The organism is Microbispora hainanensis, assembly GCF_036186745.1.
Classification (GTDB): Bacteria; Actinomycetota; Actinomycetes; order Streptosporangiales; family Streptosporangiaceae; genus Microbispora.
Window position 1 is genome coordinate 767,437 of the sequence record NZ_CP108086.1, and the last position, 19,916, is coordinate 787,352.

Consider the following 19,916-nt stretch of genomic DNA (forward strand, 5'->3'; position numbering starts at 1 on the left):
GAGCGGCGACATGCAGACGTTCCTGCCCTATCCGGGCTTCGCGGCCACCGCCCGCGTCCTCGACCCGCTCCGCCTCGGCAAACAGCGGGTCGAGGCCCTGCAGGTGCTGCGCACGCTGACCATTCCGGGGTACGGCTGGCGGCACCACCCGGTGGCGCACATGTGGGCCGGATACGAGGAGGCGCTGGTCCGCTACGGCCTGGAGATCGTGGCGGCCTGGTGCGACCTGGGCCGCGCCGACACCTGCGCCGCGACCATGACCAGGGAGCTGCTCGGCTGCCGGGGCATCGAGACGCCCCGCGTCCAGGAGGCCCTCGCGGAGGCGGGCGAGCTGCCGCCCTGGCTCGGCGACCCCGCCCTCCACCTCAGTCACCGCTCGGCCCTGCTGCGCAAGGACCCGGAGTTCTACGGCCCGAAGTTCCCCGGCGACCCCGACGACCTCCCCTACGTCTGGCCCGGCTCCGACCGCGTCAACGCCCTCCTCCCACCCCGCCGCACCGTGTAGCACGCCGTACTGTGTAGCACGCCGTCAGCATGCCGGAGGGCCGGGCGGCACCTGGGGGGTGCGCCCGGCCCGGGCCTCGCGAGAGCCGGGGAGAGAGATCAGCTCTCGGAGGAGAAGGCGGCGTCGAAGGCGGCGTCGGGCGGGGTGATGGCGTTGAGGGAGCGGATGTAGGCGAGGGCCTCGGGTGCGCCGTGCAGCCGGTCCATGCCCGCGTCCTCCCACTCGATGGAGATCGGGCCGTCGTAGCCGATGTGGTTGAGCGCCCGGAAGCACTCCTCCCACGGCACGTCGCCCCGGCCGGTGGACACGAAGTCCCAGCCGCGGCGGGGATCGGCCCAGGCCAGGTGGGAGGCCAGACGGCCGCGCCGGCCGTCGCGGGTGGCCACCCGGGCGTCCTTGCAGTCGACGTGGTAGATCTTGTCGGCGAAGTCGAGGATGAAGTTCGCCGGGTCCAGGCCCTGCCACACCATGTGCGAGGGGTCCCAGTTCAGCCCGAAGGCCGGCCGGTGCCCGATGGCCTCCAGCGTCCGCACCGTGGTGTGGTAGTCGTAGGCGATCTCGCTGGGGTGCACCTCGTGTGCGAACCGCACCCCCACCTCGTCGAAGACGTCCAGGATCGGGTTGAAGCGGTCGGCGAAGTCCTGGTAGCCGGCCTCGATCATGGACGGCGGCACCGGGGGGAACATCGCCAGGGTGTGCCAGATGGAGGAGCCGGTGAAGCCGACGACGGTCTTGACGCCGAGCTTGGCCGCCGCGCGGGCGGTGTCCTTGAGTTCCTCGGCGGCGCGCTGCCGTACGCCTTCGGGTTCGCCGTCGCCCCAGATGCGGGCGGGCAGGATGCCCTTGTGGCGTTCGTCGATGGGGTGGTCGCAGACGGCCTGGCTGAGGAGGTGGTTGGAGATCGTCCACACCCCGAGGTTGTACTTGGCCAGGGTCTCCTTCTTGCGTTCGACGTAGGAGTCGTCGGCGAGGGCCTTGTCGACCTCGAAGTGGTCGCCCCAGCAGGCGATCTCCAGGCCGTCGTAGCCCCATTCCGAGGCCAGCCGGCAGACCTCCTCGAACGGCAGGTCCGCCCACTGCCCCGTGAACAACGTGATCGGTCGCGTCATCTCACTCCCGCTCTCACAACCTTGTGGACAATCACACCGAGATCCAGCCCGACCCGGCGGCGGCGCTCTCCTCGACCGCGGCGAGCACCCGCTGCACCCGCAGCCCGTCCTCGAAGGACGGCGTGGGGTCGGTGCCGGCGGCGATCGCCTCCAGGAAGTCCTTCGTCTCGTGGACGAAGGTGTGCTCGTAACCGAGGCCGTGGCCCGGCGGCCACCACGCCCCGGCGTACGGGTGGTCCGGCTCGGTGACGAGGATCCGCCGGAAACCGGCGTCCCCCTCGTCGGCCTGGTAGAACCACAGCTCGTTCATCGCCTCGAAGTCGAAGGCCAGGCTGCCCGCCGAGCCGTTGACCTCGATGCGCAGCGCGTTCTTGCGCCCGGTGGCGAAGCGGGTGGCCTCGAAGGAGCCCAGTGCCCCGCCCTCGAAGCGGCCGATGAACAGCGCCGCGTCGTCCACCGTCACCTCGCCCATTTCACTGCCGCCTTCGGCGGCCAGGCCGGCCGACTCCTCGGCGAGCGGGCGCTCCTTGATGAAGGTCTCGGTGAGCGCGCTCACCCCGGTAAGCGACCGGCCGACGATGAACTGCGCGGTGTCGATGATGTGGGCGCCGATGTCGCCGAGGGCGCCCGATCCCGCCTTGTCCTTCTGCAGCCGCCAGACCAGGGGGAACTGCGGGTCGACGATCCAGTCCTGCAGATACTGCGCCCGCACGTGCCGGATCTCGCCGAGCCTGCCCTCCTCGACGAACCGCCGGGCCAGCGCGATCGCGGGCACGCGGCGGTAGTTGAAGGCGACCATGCTGCGCACGCCGCGCGCCGCCGCCTCCCGCGCCGCCGCGGCCATCGCCTCGGCCTCGGCCACGGTGTTGGCCAGCGGCTTCTCGCACAGCACGTGCTTGCCCGCCGCCAGCGCCGCGATCGCGATCTCGGCGTGGCTGTCACCCGGCGTGCAGATGTCCACAATCTGCACGTCATCGCGTTCGAGAAGCCGCTTCCAGTCGGTCTCCACCGCCGCCCAGCCGAGCATGGCCGCCGCTTCGGCCGTGCGGTCGGGCGACCTGCCGGACAGGGCCGCCATGACGGGCCTTACCGGCAGGTCGAAAACCGAAGCGACGCTCCGCCACGCCTGCGAGTGCACGCGTCCCATGAACGCGTACCCCACCATGCCGACACCGAGCGCCGGCCTGCTGTCTGTCACTAGATCTCCCTCGAATCAGGATTCGAAGCCGAGCGGCAGATACTTCTGCACGTTCTCCTTGGTAATGGTCGCCGAGGCCAGTGTGATCGACTGCGGCACCTCCTGCTCCAGCAGGTCGCTCATGCCCTTGCCCTGCGCGACCAGCCGCGCCAGCTTGATCGCCGAACCGGCCATCGTGGGGCTGTAGGTGACCGTGGCCTTCAGCACGCCGTTGTCGGCCTGGATGTCGCGCATCGCGTTGGCCGAGCCGGCGCCGCCGACCATGAAGAACTCGTCGCGACCGGCCTCCTTGATCGCGGCGAGCACACCGATGCCCTGGTCGTCGTCGTGGTTCCAGATCGCGTCGATCTTCTTGTGCGCCTGCAGCAGGTTGCTGGCCACCTGCGTGCCCGACTCCACCGTGAACTTCGCGTCCTGCTGCGCGGTCACCGAGAACCCGTAGGTCTTCAGCGCGTCGGCGAAGCCCTTGCTGCGGTCCTGGGTCAGCGGCAGCGTCGCGATGCCCTGGATCTCCAGGATCACCGGGTCGGACACGCCCTTGTCCTTGAGCGTCTTGCCGATGAAGTGGCCCGCCGCCACGCCCATGCCGTAGTTGTCGCCGCCCAGCCAGGTCCGGTACGACAGCTTGTCGGGGAAGACCCGGTCCAGGTTGATCACCGGGATGCCCGCGTCCATCGCCTGCCGGGCGACCTGGTTGAGCTGCTCACCGTCGTTGGGCAGGATCACCAGCGCGTCGACCTTGGCCTGGATCAGCGACTCCACCGCCGAGATCTGCTGGTTGATGTCGTTGGTCGGCTCGACCGCCTTGAACTCCACATCGGAGAACTGCGCGGCCGCGTCCGTCGCGTTCTTGGCGATGGCGGCGATCCAGCCGTGGTCGGCGGCCGGAGCCGAGAAACCGATGACGACCTTCTCACCGGGGGCGTCGTTGGCGCCCCCGGCCGCGGGGGCCGCGGCCGGTGCGCTCGCCTGCGCGGCGGGCTCGTTGCTCGTGCAGGCCGCGACCAGGGCACCGGCGCCGAGGACGGCTCCGCCGAGGAGGAAGCCCCGGCGGCCGGGGTTCTGTGTCATGTCGTTCTCCCTTGCAGTGGGGGGGGTGAAATAGCAGGAAAGCGAGGAAACAGGAAAGCGAGGAAAAGGGTGCAGGGGGCCGGGACCGCGGCCGTACGGCGGCGGACCTGGACTGGTCGGGCAGGGAAAGCGGGGGTTCTGGGTCAGGTGTGTGTTCTGAGGCCGCGTCGCTGCAGGAGCACGGCGATGACGATGATCGCGCCCTTGGCGACGAGCTGGTCGGCGGTGTTGAGACCGTTGAGGATGAACAGGTTGGTGATCACCGTGAAGATCAGCAGACCCAGGATCGACCCGATGATCGTGCCCCGGCCGCCGCTCAGCAGCGTCCCACCGATGATCACCGCCGCGATCGCGTCCAGCTCGTACAGATCACCATGCGTGGACGACCCCGTCGTGGTCCGCGCCATGATCAGCACCGCGGCGATCCCGCAGCACAGACCCGACAGCGCGTACAACATCAGCGTGTGCTTGCGCACGTCGATACCGGCCAGCCGCGCCGCCTCGGGGTTGCCGCCCACCGCATAGGTGCGCCGGCCGAACGTCGTACGGTTCAGCACCACCCAGCCGATCAGCACCACCAGCGCGAACACGTACACCAGCAACGGCAGCCCGAGCAGCCGCGTGGTCGACAGGTCCACGATCAGCGAGTTGTCCGGCTGCACCAGCTGCGTGCGCTGGTTCGACATCCGCTGCGCCAGGCCACGCCCGGCCACCATCATCGCCAGCGTCGCGATGAACGGCACCATCCGCCCATAGGCGATCAAAATGCCGTTCAACAGTCCCGCGCCGGTGCCGACCAGCACCGCGCACACGATCATCACGATCGGCCCGTAGGACTGCGTGGCCAGCGTCGTCGCCCACACCGAGGCCAGCGCCATCAACGCCCCGACCGACAGGTCGATGCCACCCCCGATGATCACGAACGTCATCCCGACCGTGATCACACCGATCGTCGAGGCCAGCGCCAGAATGCTCACCAGGTTGGACGAGGTGGCGAAGTTCTCCGGCCTGGTCACCAGACCCACGATCGCCAGCAGCACCAACGCCGCGACCAGCCCCAGGTGCCGGACCTCGCCCAGCCGGCCGAACCGCCCGCCCGGACCCGCCGCCACGGGCGGACCGGCCTGCGCGGCCTGATCGACCTCAATCATCGAACGCTCCTTCAGAGGGGGGAATTGCAACACCAGACCCGGCTTCAGAACCGGTGGTCTGTTCGGCGGCCTGCGCGGTGGTTCGCCCGGTCGTTTGTTCGGTGGTTTGCGCGGTGGTTCGTTCGGTGGAGACCATCACGAGGTCGAGCACGCGGTGTTCGTCCAGGTCCTCGGCCGGGGCCTCGTGCACGATCCGGCCCTCACGCACCACCAGCACCCGATCGGCCAGCCCCAGCACCTCGGGCACCTCACTGGACACCAGCACCACCCCGATGCCGTCATCGGCCAGCCGGCGCACCAACGCGTACAACTCCGCCCGCGCCCCGACATCCACCCCACGCGTCGGCTCGTCCAGCAACAACAACTTGCGGTCCTCGGCCAGCCACCGCCCCAGCACCGCCTTCTGCTGGTTGCCCCCCGACAACGTCCGCACCGGACGCCGCGGATCCGGCGGACGAATATCCAGCGCCTGCGCCAACCGCGTCGCCTCGGCCAGCTCCGCCCGCCGATCCAGCCACCCCAGCCACCGCGGCCTGGTGTACCGGCTCAAACTCGCCAGCGTGATGTTCTGCGCCACCGGATGATCCAGCAGCAACGCCTGCGCCTTACGCTCCTCCGGCGCCAGGCCCATCCCCATCCGCACCGCCCGCGTCGTGCTGCCCCCACGCACCACCCGGCCATCCAGCACCACCCGGCCGCTCGCCCGCCGCGCCCCGTAGATCGCCTCGACGATCTCACTACGACCCGACCCGACCAGCCCCGCCAGCCCGACGATCTCCCCCGCCCGCACACTGAACGACACATCCGCGAACCGGCCCGGCAGCGTCAGCCCCTCCACCCGCAGCACCTCCGGCCGCCCCTCATGGACATCCCGGCCCGGCCGCGGCGGGAACACATACTCCACATTCCGGCCCGTCATCAACGCCACGATCTGCCCGGTCGGAGTGTCCTTGGCCGACAACCCCACCGCGACCGTCCGCCCGTCCTTCAACACCGTGACCCGATCCCCGATCTCCCGGATCTCCTCCAAACGATGGGAGATGTAGATCACCGCCACCCCCTGCGAGGTGAGATCACGGATCACCCGGAACAGATTGGCCACCTCGTCATGGGCCAACGCCGCCGACGGCTCGTCCATGATGATCAACCGGGCCGAATGCGACAACGCCCGCGCCATGCTCACGATCTGCTTGTGCGCCGGCGACAACCGGCCCACCTCGGTCCGCGGCCGGATCTCCCCATGCCCCAACCGGCCCAGCAACTGCGCCGCCGCCCGATCGGCCTCACCCCGCCGCGAAAACCCCAGCCGCGCCGGCTCATGACCCAAGAAGATGTTCTCCGACACGCTCAACCCGTCCACCAGGTCGAGCTCCTGATAGATCGTCGCGATGCCATGCCCCATCGCCGCGGTCGGCGGCGCCAGCCGCACGGGCGAGCCGTCCAGCAGCACCTCCCCCTCATCCGGCGCATGCGCACCCGACAAGATCTTGATCAGCGTGGACTTCCCGGCCCCGTTCTGCCCGAGCAGGCAGTGCACCTCACCAGCCCTGACCTCCAGGTCCACACCATCCAGCGCACGTACGCCGGGAAACTGCTTGACGATCCCCCTCATCTGGAGCAGGGGGTGTTCGTCGGCCATGGGGATCTCCCAACGATGATCAGTTGGCGGAGTAGACGTGGTCGGAGTAGACGTGATCGCTGATGAGGCGGGTGGCGCCGACGACACCCGCGGTGTCGCCGAGCTCGGACAGCACGATCGGCAGGTTTCCGGTGGCGAGCGGCAGCGACCTGCGGTAGACGACGCTCCTGATCTCCGCGAGCAGCACGTGGCCGAGCTTGGCCACGCCCCCCGCGATGATCACGAGGCCGGGGTTGAAGAAGCTGACGAGGCTCGCCAGCACCTGGCCCACCCGGCGTCCGCCGTCGCGGATCAGCCCGATCGCGTCGGCGTCGCCCTGCGCCGCGGCGGCGGCGACGTCCTCGGCCGTCAGCGCGCCCGCGACCGCGAGCCGTTCGGCCAGGTAGGGCGAGCCGCCCGAGCGGGCCACCACGACCGCCTCGCGCGCCAGCGCGGCGCCGCCGAAGTACGCCTCAAGGCACCCGGAGTTGCCGCAGGAGCAGACCGGCCCGAGATCGTCCACCCGGATGTGGCCGATGTCGCCGGCGCTGCCGGACACCCCGCGGTAGATCTTCCCGTCCACCACGATGCCGCAGCCGATGCCGGTGCCGATCTTGACGAGCAGGAAGTCCTCGACGTGCCGCGCGAGACCGGCGTGCAGCTCTCCGAGCGCCATGATGTTGACGTCGTTGTCGACCACCGTGGGGCAGCCGAGTGCCTGACCGACCGTCTCCCTGACCGGGTAGCGGTCCCAGCCCGGCATGATCGGCGGCACCACCGGAACGCCCTCGGCGAAGCTCACCGGCCCCGGGACGCCGACGCCGGCACCGCTGAGCTCGCTGAACAGCCCGTCCCTGCTCAGCTTGCCGAGCAGTTCGATGGCCCGGTCGAGCACGGCGGCGGGCCCCTCTTTGATGTCGCAGGGCTCGCTCAGGTGACCGAGCACGTTGAGCTCGCCGTCGGTGACCGCCACGTCGATCGAGGTGGCGCCGATGTCGAGCCCGGCGAACCGGATGTCACGGGCCAGCCGTACGCGTCCCGAGCGCCTGCCCCCGCGTGAGGCGGCCAGTCCGTCGGGCTCGGCGAGCCCCAGCTCGATCAGCCGGTCCAGTTCCACGTTGAGCTTCGACCGTGACAGGTCCACCACGTCGCCGAGTTCGGCGCGGGAGCGCCCGCCCTCCCTCAGCAACCGCAGGAGCGCGGCCTGATGGACGTTCTCCGGCCTGATGGTCGTCCTCTTCACGTACGCCTCCGCGTCCCGGTGATTGGCTGGAAACGTACCTCCTTTCCCCCTGATCAGGGAAGACCTTTTATCGATCCGATGCAATCTTTCGCTGGAATCAACAAAAGTTAGGAGCGTCTGACGGGGTAGGAGAGTCAGGAGAACGGTTGGAGGGCGCATGCTGGGGTTGCCTGACGAAGTGCGCGGCTGCCTGTTCGACATGGACGGGGTGCTCACGCGTACGGCCCTGATCCACGCCGCGGCGTGGAAGGAGATGTTCGACGAATACCTGCGCGATCGAGCGGCCGCCACCGGCACGCCGTTCGTGCCCTTCGACGCGACCGGCGACTACGAGCGGTACGTCGACGGCAGGAAGCGCCTGGACGGCACCCGGGAGTTCCTGCTGTCCAGGGGCATCGACCTGCCCGAGGGCAGGCCGGACGACCCGCCGGGCATGCCCACCGTCAACGGCCTGAGCAACCGCAAGAACGAGCTGGTCCAGGCGATCCTCGATCGGCAGGGCGTGGAGGTCTTCGAAGGCTCGGTGCGCTACCTGCGCGCCGTACGCGACGCCGGGCTGCGCCGCGCGGTCGTCTCCAGCAGCGCCAACACGCGGCGCGTGCTCGCCGCGGCCGGGATCGACGACATGTTCGACGCGCGGATCGACGGCGAGGTGGCCAAGGAGCGCGGGCTCGCGGGCAAGCCCGCCCCCGACATGTTCCTCGCCGCCGCCGAGGCGCTCGGGCTCACACCGGCCGAGTGCGCGGTGTTCGAGGACGCGCTGGCGGGGGTCGCCGCCGGGCGCGCGGGCGGCTTCGCCCTCGTGGTCGGCGTGGACCGCGGGGATCAGGCGCAGGCCCTGCGCGACAACGGCGCCGACATCGTGGTGTCGGATCTCTCCGAACTGCTGGACGAGAAATGATCAAGCATCCCGCCTTCATCGTCGAGCCGTGGTCGGTGCGCGAGTGCCACCTGCACACCGACGTGCTCGCCCAGACCGAGTCGGTGTTCGCGCTGTCCAACGGGCACATCGGGTTGCGCGGCAACCTCGACGAGGGCGAGCCTTTCGGCCTGCCGGGCACCTACCTCAACTCCTTCTACGAGCTGCGCCCGCTGCCGTACGCCGAGGCGGGCTACGGCTACCCCGAGTCCGGGCAGACGGTCGTCAACGTCACCAACGGCAAGCTGATCCGGCTGCTCGTGGACGACGAGCCGTTCGACGTCCGCTATGGCACGCTGCACTCACACGAGCGGGTCCTCGACATGCGGGCGGGCACGCTCATCCGGAAGGCCTGCTGGAGCTCGCCGACCGGGGCGCGGGTGCGCGTCACCTCGACCCGGCTCGTGTCGTTCACCCACCGGGCGGTGGCCGCGATCCGCTACGAGGTGGAGCCGGTGGACCAGCCGCTCAACGTGGTCGTCCAGTCGGAGCTGGTGGCCAACGAGACCGTGCCGCCGCCGACCGCCGATCCCCGCGCCGCCGCCGCGCTGGAGGCGCCGCTGGTGCTGGAGGAGAACGTCGCCGCGCGCAACAACGTGTGCGTCATGGTCCACTCCACCAGGGCCAGCCGGCTGCGGGTCGCGGCGGGGATGCGGCACGAGATCGAGGGCCCGGACGGCACCCGGGTCGAGTGCGACGGCGGCGGCAACGTCAGCCGGGTCACGATCGCCACCCGGCTCGCGCCGGGCGAACGGCTGCGGCTCGACAAGTTCTTCGCCTACGGCTGGTCGGCCAAGCGGTCCAGGCCCGCGATGCACGACCAGGTCGTGGCGGCGCTGGCCGCCGCCAGGCTCACCGGATGGGACGGCCTGTGCGCCGAGCAGCGCGCCTTCCTCGACGACTTCTGGGCGGGCGCGGACGTCGAGGTCGAGGGCGACGCCGAGGTGCAGCAGGCCGTACGCTTCGGGCTGTTCCACCTGCTCCAGGCGGGCGCGCGGCTGGAGCGGCGGCCCATCGCGGGCAAGGGGCTGACCGGCTCGGGGTACGACGGTCACGCGTTCTGGGACACCGAGAGCTTCGTGCTTCCGGTGATGACCTACACCTATCCCCGGGCCGCCGCCGACGCCCTCATGTGGCGGGAGTCGATCCTCCCGCTCGCCCAGGCCCGCGCCGAGCAGCTCGGACTGCGCGGCGCCGCCTTCCCCTGGCGGACGATCAACGGCGAGGAGTGCTCCGGCTACTGGCCCGCCGGCACGGCGGCCTTCCACGTCAACGCCGACATCGCCGCCGCGGTCACGCGGTATGTCGACGCGACCGAGGACACCGGATTCGAGCGGGACGTCGGCCTGCCGCTGCTCGTCGCGACCGCCCGGCTGTGGTGCGCGCTCGGCCACCACGACGCCGACGGCCGCTACCGCATCGACGGCGTGACCGGCCCGGACGAGTACAGCGCCGTCGCCGACAACAACGTCTTCACCAACCTCATGGCCCAGCGCAACCTGCGGGCCGCCGCCGAGACGGCCGTACGCCATCTCGACCGGGCCGAGCTGCTCGGGGTCACGCTGGAGGAGGCGGCGATGTGGCGCGACTGCGCCGCCGCCATCTTCCTGCCATACGACGAGCGGCTGGGGGTGCACGAGCAGAGCGAGGGGTTCACCGGGCACGCGGTGTGGGACTTCGCGAACACCACGCCCGAGCAGTATCCGCTGCTGCTCCACTTCCCCTACTTCGACCTCTATCGCAAGCAGGTCGTCAAGCAGGCCGATCTCGTGCTGGCCATGCACCTGTGCGGCGAGGCGTTCACGCCCGAGCAGAAGGCGCGCAACTTCGCCTACTACGAGGCGCTGACCGTGCGCGACTCCTCGCTGTCGGCCTGCACCCAGGCCGTGCTCGCCGCCGAGGTGGGGCAGCTCGACCTCGCGTACGCCTACCTGGGCGAGGCCGCGCTGATGGACCTGCGCGACCTGGAGCACAACACCCGCGACGGCGTCCACATGGCCTCGCTCGCCGGGGCGTGGATCGCGCTGGTGAACGGGTTCGGCGGCATGCGGGCGCACGACGGCCGGCTCTGCTTCGCGCCCCGCCTGCCGCAGGGCATCACCCGGCTCACCTTCCGCGTCCGTTACCGGGGCCGCCTGGCGCGGGTCGACGTCGCCCCGGACGGCACGACGTACCGGCTCCTGCACGGCTCGCCGCTCACGGTGTCGCACCACGGCGAGGAGCTCACGATCGGCGCGCAGCCGCAGGCCCGGCGCAACGCGCCGCCGCCCTTCCCGGACCTGCCGGTCAGGCAGCCGCCGGGCCGCGAGCCGACACCCCGGCGGCCCGGGGACCTGTCCCGCGGTCTCGTCGTCCCGGCCGAGCAGCCGGCCGAGGAGGTCTGACCTCCCGGCCGGGGACGACGAAAGGAGATCAGAGCATGGCCTGCAGGGAGGCGCCGGCCTGCTCGCCCAGCTTCGTCGGAAGATAGGGCTGCTCGGCCATGACGGCCTCCCAGTTGTCGCGGATCGCCTCGACGGTGAGGTCGTCGGTCCGCCAGCCCGGCCCCTCCGCCACGAACACCCGGGCGATCCGCCCGGCGCCGACCGAGAACACCTCGCCGGTGGTCGCGCAGCTCTCGTGGGCCAGGTAGGCCACGAGCGGGCTGACCCGCTCGGGGGTGAACTTGCTCTCGAACTCCGCGGGCAGCAGCGTCTCGGTCATCCGCGTCCACGCGACGGGGGCGATCGCGTTGGCCCTGATGTTCGCCCGCGCACCCTCGATGCCGAGGGTCTTCGTGAGGCCCACCAGGCCCATCTTGGCCGTCGAATAGTTGGCCTGGCCGAAGTTGCCGAACAGCCCGGCGGGCGAGGAGGTGTTCACGATCCGTCCGTACGCCTGCTCCTTCATGTGCGGGAACGCCGCGCGGCTGACCAGGAACGAGCCGCGCACGTGCACGGCGATCACGGCGTCGAACTCCTCGACCGTCATCTTCCCGAACGACCGGTCGCGCAGGATGCCGGCGTTGTTGACGAGGATGTCGACGCGGCCGAACGCGTCGAGCGCCGTCCGCACGATCGCCTCCGCGCCCTCCGGAGTGGCGACGTTGTCGGTGCTGGCCACCGCCTCCCCGCCGTTCTTCACGATGAGTTCGGCTACCTCCGCCGCGGGTCCCGAGGACGCGCCGGTGCCGTCGAGTGCGCCACCGAGGTCGTTGACGACGACCTTCGCCCCGCGGCTGCCGAGCAGCAGCGCATGCGACCTGCCGAGCCCGTGCCCGGCCCCGGTGACGATCGCGACCCTTCCGTCGAACCTCAGCTCGGACCCCTCAGCAGCCGACATGGCGCCACCCTTCGATAAAGAGAACAAGGTTCTGGTAGCACTTTAACCTCCGGCGGCGGTGGCGGCCCGTGCTACAAGAGTTCCGTGAGGGGACGGAGATCGGCGGCCCGTCAGTCGCCCTTTATGGCCTTCGCGGCGGACATGTCGTCGACGTAGCGGCGCATGAGGCGTTCGAGCTCCATGAGGTCCCGGTCGCTCCACTGCGCGAGAACGGGACCGGCCAGGCGCTGGCGGGCGGCGTCGAGAGCGTCGGTGACGCGGCGGCCCTCGGCGGTGATGATGGCCTCCTTCACCCGCGCGTCGGCGGGGCTGGGGCGTCGTTCTACCAGCCCGAGAGAGGCGAGTTTCGCGACCTGGCGGCTGATCGTGGTGTAGTCGCGTCCGGCGCGCTCGGCCAGCTCGACCACGCCGATCGGCCCGAATCGCTCGATGCCCACGAGGAGCGGGAACAGCGCGCGGTCGAGGGAGACGCCGGCTTCGGCCAGCAGCTCGTCATCGCGGCTGGGCAGGTTCATCAGCACGATCAGATCGATGATGGCCCCGTGGAGACGGCGCAACGTGGTCTGGCGTCGCCGTGTGGTCAAGGCGGCCTAACCGTCCTTCCTCGCTGTCGAGCCCTCCCTGATGTCGGGCTTACCTGAGTATCCGCCCTTCTCACGGTGCTCGGCGATCGGATACTCGCGGCCCAGGTGCTCGCACTCCGGACGCTCGCCGTACTCACCGCCCCGATGCTCACCTACTCACCGCCCGGATACTCACAGCCCTGATGCTCACCGCCCGGATACTCACAGCCGGATGCGGGGCGATTCCAGGCAGCCCCCTCGCTGCTCTTCGGCCAACCCTTCGCTGCTTTTGCCCACCCCCTTTGACGTGCAGCACCCCCTGTTTTTTCGGTCGACCTGAGGCTCCAACCCTTCACTTCGCACGGTTGCCACTCGCTCACAGAGTGTGAGAGAATCCATACATCAGTTCGAATCAAGTGAGGAAGGTGTGATGGATCTGTTCGACATCGATCCTGAGCGCCTTCGTCATTCGAACGATGCCGACGGTGAGTGGTGGGACCGTCTGATCGCCAATTCCCCACTGTGGTCGTCCGACGGCTCGTCCGCCCGCGAGCCCTTCCCGATCATCAACTTCGGGCTCCGGCAGCGCGCCGACGCATCTGTTGTCGAGAGCGTGGACGACCCGAGCGCGGACGTTCCAGGCACCGATACCGACAGCGCAACCAACGACGGCGCGGATGCCACGAGTGGGGCGGCCACCGGTACGAATGCCGCTGGCGTGAGCGGTGCTGGCACGGACGGCGCTGACGCGAACGCCGCGCGTTGGACCGCCGACAGCGCGGGATCTGACGCGGGTGCCGCCCGTGGGGCTGCCGATCGTGCGGCTGCCGCCGGTGCGGACGCCGCTGGCGCGGATGGCACTCGCGCGCACGCCGCGCGCGGGGCCGCCGACAGTGCGGCATTCGCCGGTGCGAATGTGGGTGGCGCGAACGGCGCTGGCGCGAATGCCGCCCGTGAGACTGCCGAGGACGCGGCTCCCGCCGGTGCGAATGGCTCTGGCTCTGGCGCTAGCGCGGATGGCACTGGCGCGGCCGGCTCTGGCTCTGGCGCTAGCGCGGATGGCGCTCGCGCGGGCGGCTCGGGTGCGGGTGCGGGTGCTTCCGGCGGTGTGGGTGGGCGTGGTCGTGGTCGTGGTCGGGGTCGTGTGCGGTCGTCGTGGGTGGTGGTGGGGTCGGTTCGTGAGGTGGCCCAAGAGCTGGCGCTGACCCCGCTTCCCGATGACGTGGATGTGTGCCTGGCCGAGGCGGAGGAGTTGCTGTTCGCCCGGGATCGGATCACCAGCGCCCTGGCCGACCGGGTGGGGCGGGTCCACCGAGCAGGTCAGGCCAAGCAGCATGGGCATGCCTCCACCCGCTGCTGGCTACGCACCAGTGGGGGGATGACGGTGGGCGGTGCGGGCCGCCTGCTCACGTTGGGGGCGGAACTGCCGCGCCTCCCTAAGGTGCGGGAGAAGTTCGCTGCGGGTGAGCTGGCGGCGGGGGTGGTGGAGGCCATCTGCGCCGCTGTCGCCGGACTATCGGACGAGCAGGCCGGCCTGGCCGAGCCGATCCTGGTGGACCTGGCCCGCAAAGCGGGGGCGGCGGAGGTCGCCAAAGCTGGCCGCCACCTGCGGGCGGTGCTGGACCCCGATGGGGAAGAGCGGGATGAGCGGGCCGATTACGGGAGGCGGTTCCTGCGGGTCCGCACCAGTAAGGGCGGCGGCGTGGAAGGAGAGTTCTACCTGCCGCGTGAGGCCGGCGCCCGGTTGATGGCCTTGTTGCAGGCGTACGCCAAGCTGAGGGCACAGGGGGATGACCGCCCGCTGACGGTACGTCAGGCGGACGCGCTGATCGCGCTGCTGGAGCAGAAGATCGCCGCCGAGCTCCTCGTCGTGGTCAGCGCCGAATCCCTCCCCACCGACCCCGACAACACCGACCCCACCGACCCCACCGACCCCACCGACCCCACCGACCCCACCGACCCCACCGACCCCACCGACGACAACCCATACCCCGCCGACCCGGCCACCCAAGACCCCGCTGCCCCGGCCACCGAAGACACCGACCCAGCCACCCAAGACCCCGCCGACCCGGCCACCGACGACCCCGCCGACCATGTCGAGGACGCGCGGGACGCCGAGGGCTTCGAGGAAGGCCGGGAGCACACAGGCGACTTTGCTCCCGGCGAGTCCGACGACCTCGACGCGGCCGAGGCCGAGGCAGGTGCCGGTGCGGGGAGCAATGCCGATGCCGACGGAGCCGCTGACGCCTGCACCGAGAGCGCCGCCGACACCGTAGCCCCTGCGCCTGTCGAGGCCGCCGACAACGCCTCCGACGCGATGAGCGGCCCCGGTCACCCGAGCGGCGCGGACGGCCCCGACGGCTTCGACACTCCCGAGGCCGACGTCACCAGCGACTACACCCCCGACGCCACGGGAAGCTCCGAGGCCCCGAGCGAGGCCGTTGCCACCGGCGACTGCGACAGCGACGCCGAAAGCGCCGACGACCCCACCGGGGCCGAGGGCGCCGCCTCCGGCGTGATGGGCGACCCGGGTGCTGCGGGCGGCACCGACCACCCCGCTGCCGACGGCACCGGCGACCGTGCTCCTGGCGAGGCCGGGGCAGATGCCGGTGCGGAGAGCGCCGAAAACACCGCCGCCCCTGCGCCCGCCAAGGCCGCGAGCACCGGCAGCCCAAGCGATGGAGCCGCCGCCGACGCCTGCGATATCGCGGAGGCCGACGCCAGTGGTGTGGGCATGGCCGAGACCGACCTCGCCGCCGCCTCCGCCACCGCCACCGATCCCGCCTCTGCCTCTGCCCGTGGCTCCCGCGATGCCGCGCCCGGACATAGCGATGAGGAGTCTTGCGGCTGTGGAGTCGGCGGGCGCGGGACCGGTGAGCGGCGGCCCGGCGAGTGTGAGCTGCGCAGCACCGCACGCACCGCTTGCGCCGAGGGCGACCACACCATGAACGCCGACTCCGCCGAGGACGACGACACCGCGAACACCAGCTCTGCCGAGAGCGACGAGACCGCGCCCGCCAAGGGCGATGGCAGCGATCGCGGCGCGGCCCGGTCCGGAGCAACCCACGCCCGGCGGGGCACGCCAGCATGGCCTGCCCACGGCGGCGGGCATTGGCACACAGCGCCTTCGAACACAGCACCTTCGAACACAGCGCCTTCGGGCGCGACGGCTTCGGACGCGCCGCCATCGCAGGCAGCGCCCTCGCAGGCAGCGCCCTCGGAGGCGACGCGGCCGGATCCTCCTCCCGAGGATGTCTCCGCACGTCACACCCACGCCGGGCCTCGGCCTGCGGGGGACTGCCGGCATGGCCACAGCATGTGCCGGTGCGACGGCGAGGCGCGCTGCTGCTGCGCGACCGGGGCAACGGGAACGTCGGGGACACCGGGAGCCGGGCGTGGGACGCCGGGGACGGCGCAAGCAGCGTCGCAGAGTGCGTCACCGGGAGCAGCTCCCGGGGCGTCACCCGGAGCAGCGCCAGGTGCGTCGGCAGGCACGATGCCCGGGGCATTCTTGGGTGCGTCGCTGGGAGCGTCGGCGGGCACGCTGCCCGGGGCGTCGCTGGGGTCGGCGCTGGGAGCGTCGGCAAGCACGCTGCTGGGGGCGTCTCTGGGAGGGGCGTTGGGGATGGCACCGGGGACCGCGCCGGGGTTGTTGCTCGCGACCGGGCAGGTGCTGCCCCTCTCCAGCGTGCACCGCCTCGCCCGCACCTCAACCCTGGTCCGGATCGTCATGAACGCCGACGGGCAAGTCCTCGACATGGGCCGCAAAGTCCGTCTGGCCACCCCCGCCCAACGCCGGGCCATCTACGCCCGCTATGACACCTGCTGGATCGACGGCTGCCCGCTCCCGGCGACCATGTGCCAGATCGACCACGCCGACAACTGGAGCACCGGCGGCCTCACGGACCTGAAGCTGCTGGGACCGGCCTGCCAGTTCCACAACCGCGACCGCTACCAGCACCCCGACCGCTACACCCGCCGCAACGTAGGCGAAGACCGCTGGGCCTTCACCTACCACCGCCTCGGAAGAACCCGACGACTACACGAGTAAGACGCGGGGCACACAGGGAGCGCGACGCGGCACCGAGCGACGCACAGGCAGGCCCGAGCGACGCACAGACAGGCCCAGCGGCTGCGCGAGTGAGGCGAGAGGCACAGAGGGCAACGCACAGGGCAGGCCCAGGCTGACTCGCGGACAGACGTCGAGCTCCCCCAGGCAGGTCTTGACGCTCTTGACGGCTCTGGTCACCGCCTCGCGGGCCGTGGCCCGCCGTTCCGACGCGCGAATCTGACCGCTCTGGGCCGCCGCGACGCGGGTCTCACGGGGGCCGCCCAAGGGCGCAAGTGTCCCAGAATCCAGTGCAACATGCATGCAACTCTCTGACCGACCCACCCTTCAATAGATGCTGGTTACAGCCTACTTTGCCGACTCACGATTGACGAGTGATCGCAGACATGCCTACGATGTGTGCGTTTTACACATAATTTCAGTGGACGGCCGAGCCGTCCCGAGGCATGCGAAAGAGGAGCCGGACATGACCGACACCGACGTCGAGGTGATCATCAGCGGAGCCGGGGCGGCCGGGGAGACCCTCGCGATCGACCTGGCCCGCCGGGGCGTGAGCTTCCTGCTGATCGACAAGGCCGCCCGCCCGTTCGCGGGGTCACGTGGCAAGGGCATCCAGCCGCGTACCCAGGAGGTGTTCGAGGACCTCGGTGTGATCGACAAGATCGTCGCCTCCGGCGGCGAATATCCGCCCCAGCGCCTCTACACCGCCGACGGCCCGATCGACAGGGCGATGACCGACATGACCGGCCCGACTCCGTACGAGCCCTATCGGATGGCGCTGCTGGTCCCGCAGTTCCTCACCGAGCGCAGGCTGCGCGAGCGGCTGGCCGAGCTCGGCCACGCCCCGCACTACGACCACGAGCTGGTCGGCTTCGACCAGGACGACGACGGCGTGAACGCCCGCATCCTCACTCCGGCCGGTACGCGCACCGTGCGCGCCCGCTATCTGGTGGGCGCCGACGGTGGGTCGAGCTTCGTACGCAAGGCCCTGGGAGTGGCCTTCGACGGCGCCACTCTCGGGGTGCGCGCCCTGGTGGCCGATGTGGTCGTCGAAGGGCTCTCGTTCGACGCGTGGCACCGCTGGGGGCGGGGAGCAGACGACCAGCTCATGCTGTGCCCGCTCTACGGCACCGAGATGTTCCAGCTCCAGGCGCCGATCCCCTTCGACGTGGACGTCGACCTGTCCGCGCACGGCCTGACCGAGCTGGTGCGCGAGCGCACCGGCCGCGACGACGTGGTGATCCGCTCGGTCCCGTGGGCCTCGGCGTACGAGATGAACGCCCGCCTGGCGGGGACCTACCAGGCCGGACGGGTGTTCCTGACCGGAGACGCGGCGCACGTCCACCCGCCGACCGGCGGGCAGGGGCTCAACACCAGCGTGCAGGACGCCTACAACCTGGGCTGGAAGCTCGCCGCCGTACTCGACGGCGCCCCGGAGCGGCTGCTGGCGTCGTACGAGAAGGAGCGCCGCCCGGTCGCGGAGGCGGTGCTCGGCCTGTCGACACGGCTGCTCGACGCGGCCAAGCAGGGCGACATCAACCGCAAGCGGGACGTCTCCCAGCTCGACCTCGGCTACCCCGGCTCGCCGCTCACTCTCACCGACCCCCTGCGAAGCGCGGGCGTGCTCGCCGGCCACCGCGCCCCCGACGCGCCCGTCACCGGTGCCGGAGGCCTGCCCACACGCCTGTTCTCGCTCTTCCGGGGCACCCACTGGACACTGATCGGCTACGACGTGCCCGCGGGCGACGCCCCCGCCGCCCGGCGCGGCGTGCACGTGCACACCATCGGCGAACGCGGCGACATCGCGGACACCGGCCACCACGTGCGCGACGGTTACGGACTCGTCTCCGGGGAGTGGGTCCTGGTGCGCCCCGACGGCTACGTCGCCGCCGTGACCGCCGATCTGGACGTCGTCGACGCCTACCTCGAAACCCACCTGAACGTCACCGCGGCCGCACTCCCCCGGCAGGACGCGGTCTCCGCCGGAAACGACGTGGTCTCCGCCGGAAACACGGCATCGTGATGAGCGGCGGTCCCCCGGCGGCCGGTATGGCCGCGAGCGGCCCGGTCAGGCGGACGGCGCGTACCAGAGGTCGGGCTCGCCCGGCACTCGGGTGACCATGTCCCGCTGCTCCAGCCACACCAGGTGGGCGAGCGTCTCGTTGTTGGCCGCCCGCCGCATGTGCGCGGGGATCTCCTCCCAGCCGCGCGACCAGGTGAGCCGGGTGGCGATGTCCCAGCAGGTGGAGCCGTCGCAGTCGGCCACGACGCGCTGCACCTCCGCCAGCCGCTCCTCGTGGTGCCCGATCACGTAGTCCACCCGCTTGGCCAGCTCAAGGAAGCGGTATTCGTGGGCGGGCAGCACCTCCTCGACATCGAGCTTGCCCACCGCCCGCAGCGCGTCGAGATAGTCGGCGAGCGGGTTGGCCGCCGACTGGGGATGCACGGCGACCATCGACGTGATCCGGGCGAGCACGTGGTCGCCGGAGAACAGCAGCCTGCGCTCCGGCTCCACGAAGCACAGGTGACCGGGCGAGTGGCCGGGGGTCCACATCGCCCGCAGGTCCCAGCCCGGCAGGTCGAGCCGGTCGCCGTCCTCGATGAGCCGGTCGGGCGTCGCCATCGTGACGAACTGCCGCAGCATGACCGACGCCCCGGCGAGCTCCTGCGCCGTCATGTCCGGAACTCCGCACCTGACCAGCAGGGACCGCTCCCGCTGCACGAGCGAGTCGATCGCCGATTCGTCATAGCGGTCGTGCACGATGCGGGCGTCGGCCGGGTGGAGCCCGATCCAGGCGCCGGACGCCTCCCGGATCCGCCCGGCCAGGCCGTAGTGGTCCGGATGGATGTGGGTGACCAGCACGGCCTTCACGTCCGTGATCTCATATCCGGCCGTGGCGAGCCCCGCGACGAGCGCGCCGTACGCCTCCTCGGTGTTCCATCCGGCGTCGATGATCACGACCCCGTCCGGGACCTCCAGGGCGTAGACGAGGACGTAGCGCAGCGGGTTGATGGGGATCGGGACGGGAATCGACCACAGCCCCGGCCGCACCCGCTCGACCTCGGGCAGGCTCCCGCCCAGCCACGCCGCGCGCTGCGCCTCGTTCGCCGCGGTCACGATCACCTTGCTCATCGGCTCCCCGCCCCTT

15 protein-coding genes are annotated in these 19,916 nt (G+C 70.8%); 6 read left to right on the forward strand and 9 right to left on the reverse strand.

Annotated features, from left to right (window positions below):
- Positions 1–10 precede the first annotated feature (10 nt).
- Entirely contained in the window at positions 11–505 is a 495-nt protein-coding gene (locus tag OHB01_RS03465; protein ID WP_147942991.1) for an MSMEG_6728 family protein, read from the forward strand.
- A gap of 98 nt (positions 506–603) precedes the next feature.
- On the opposite strand, the gene OHB01_RS03470 is transcribed toward OHB01_RS03465, so the two are convergent.
- From OHB01_RS03470 to OHB01_RS03495, 6 genes are all read right to left on the reverse strand, one after another.
- Positions 604–1,614 (reverse strand): sugar phosphate isomerase/epimerase family protein, encoded by a 1,011-nt coding sequence (locus OHB01_RS03470; protein WP_328709252.1) that lies wholly within the window; start codon positions 1,612–1,614, stop codon positions 604–606.
- A gap of 31 nt (positions 1,615–1,645) precedes the next feature.
- Entirely contained in the window at positions 1,646–2,812 is a 1,167-nt protein-coding gene (locus tag OHB01_RS03475; protein WP_328854918.1) for a Gfo/Idh/MocA family oxidoreductase, read from the reverse strand.
- Between the two features lie 15 nt (positions 2,813–2,827).
- Positions 2,828–3,883, reverse strand: coding sequence for an ABC transporter substrate-binding protein (locus OHB01_RS03480; RefSeq protein WP_328854919.1), 1,056 nt, complete (start codon positions 3,881–3,883; stop codon positions 2,828–2,830).
- A gap of 143 nt (positions 3,884–4,026) precedes the next feature.
- Positions 4,027–5,034 (reverse strand): ABC transporter permease, encoded by a 1,008-nt coding sequence (locus OHB01_RS03485; protein WP_328709249.1) that lies wholly within the window; start codon positions 5,032–5,034, stop codon positions 4,027–4,029.
- The gene (locus OHB01_RS03490) at positions 5,027–6,673 is read right to left on the reverse strand and encodes a sugar ABC transporter ATP-binding protein (protein ID WP_328709248.1); all 1,647 of its coding nucleotides are present in this window, start codon (positions 6,671–6,673) and stop codon (positions 5,027–5,029) included. Before OHB01_RS03490 ends, OHB01_RS03485 begins: the two co-directional genes overlap by 8 nt.
- 19 nt (positions 6,674–6,692) lie before the next feature.
- A complete protein-coding gene (locus OHB01_RS03495) occupies positions 6,693–7,895 on the reverse strand; it encodes an ROK family transcriptional regulator (protein ID WP_221890037.1) in 1,203 nt (400 codons plus the stop codon).
- A 157-nt stretch (positions 7,896–8,052) separates the two neighbouring features.
- On the opposite strand from OHB01_RS03495, the gene OHB01_RS03500 reads away from it, so the two are divergent.
- Together OHB01_RS03500 and OHB01_RS03505 are read left to right on the forward strand one after the other, a co-directional pair.
- Positions 8,053–8,796, forward strand: coding sequence for a beta-phosphoglucomutase family hydrolase (locus OHB01_RS03500; RefSeq protein WP_142652676.1), 744 nt, complete (start codon positions 8,053–8,055; stop codon positions 8,794–8,796).
- Positions 8,793–11,198, forward strand: coding sequence for a glycoside hydrolase family 65 protein (locus OHB01_RS03505; protein WP_142652675.1), 2,406 nt, complete (start codon positions 8,793–8,795; stop codon positions 11,196–11,198). Before OHB01_RS03500 ends, OHB01_RS03505 begins: the two co-directional genes overlap by 4 nt.
- 28 nt (positions 11,199–11,226) lie before the next feature.
- On the opposite strand, the gene OHB01_RS03510 is transcribed toward OHB01_RS03505, so the two are convergent.
- Positions 11,227–12,135 carry an SDR family oxidoreductase gene (locus OHB01_RS03510; RefSeq protein WP_328854920.1) on the reverse strand — a complete coding sequence of 303 codons (909 nt, stop codon included), beginning with the start codon at positions 12,133–12,135 and terminating at the stop codon, positions 11,227–11,229.
- A gap of 110 nt (positions 12,136–12,245) precedes the next feature.
- A complete protein-coding gene (locus OHB01_RS03515) occupies positions 12,246–12,719 on the reverse strand; it encodes a MarR family winged helix-turn-helix transcriptional regulator (RefSeq protein WP_205831275.1) in 474 nt (157 codons plus the stop codon).
- 968 nt (positions 12,720–13,687) lie between these two features.
- Between OHB01_RS03515 and OHB01_RS03520 the strand changes: the two genes are divergently transcribed.
- From OHB01_RS03520 to OHB01_RS03530, 3 genes are all read left to right on the forward strand, one after another.
- Entirely contained in the window at positions 13,688–13,903 is a 216-nt protein-coding gene (locus OHB01_RS03520; RefSeq protein WP_328854921.1) for a hypothetical protein, read from the forward strand.
- The gene (locus OHB01_RS03525; protein WP_328854922.1) at positions 13,882–16,749 is read left to right on the forward strand and encodes a DUF222 domain-containing protein; all 2,868 of its coding nucleotides are present in this window, start codon (positions 13,882–13,884) and stop codon (positions 16,747–16,749) included. Before OHB01_RS03520 ends, OHB01_RS03525 begins: the two co-directional genes overlap by 22 nt.
- A gap of 484 nt (positions 16,750–17,233) precedes the next feature.
- On the forward strand, positions 17,234–18,790 hold the full coding sequence (locus OHB01_RS03530) for an FAD-dependent oxidoreductase (protein ID WP_147944686.1): 1,557 nt from the start codon (positions 17,234–17,236) through the stop codon (positions 18,788–18,790).
- A 45-nt stretch (positions 18,791–18,835) separates the two neighbouring features.
- On the opposite strand, the gene OHB01_RS03535 is transcribed toward OHB01_RS03530, so the two are convergent.
- Positions 18,836–19,900, reverse strand: a complete 1,065-nt coding sequence (locus tag OHB01_RS03535; RefSeq protein WP_328854923.1) for an MBL fold metallo-hydrolase — start codon at positions 19,898–19,900, stop codon at positions 18,836–18,838.
- Between the last annotated feature and the right edge of the window lie 16 nt (positions 19,901–19,916).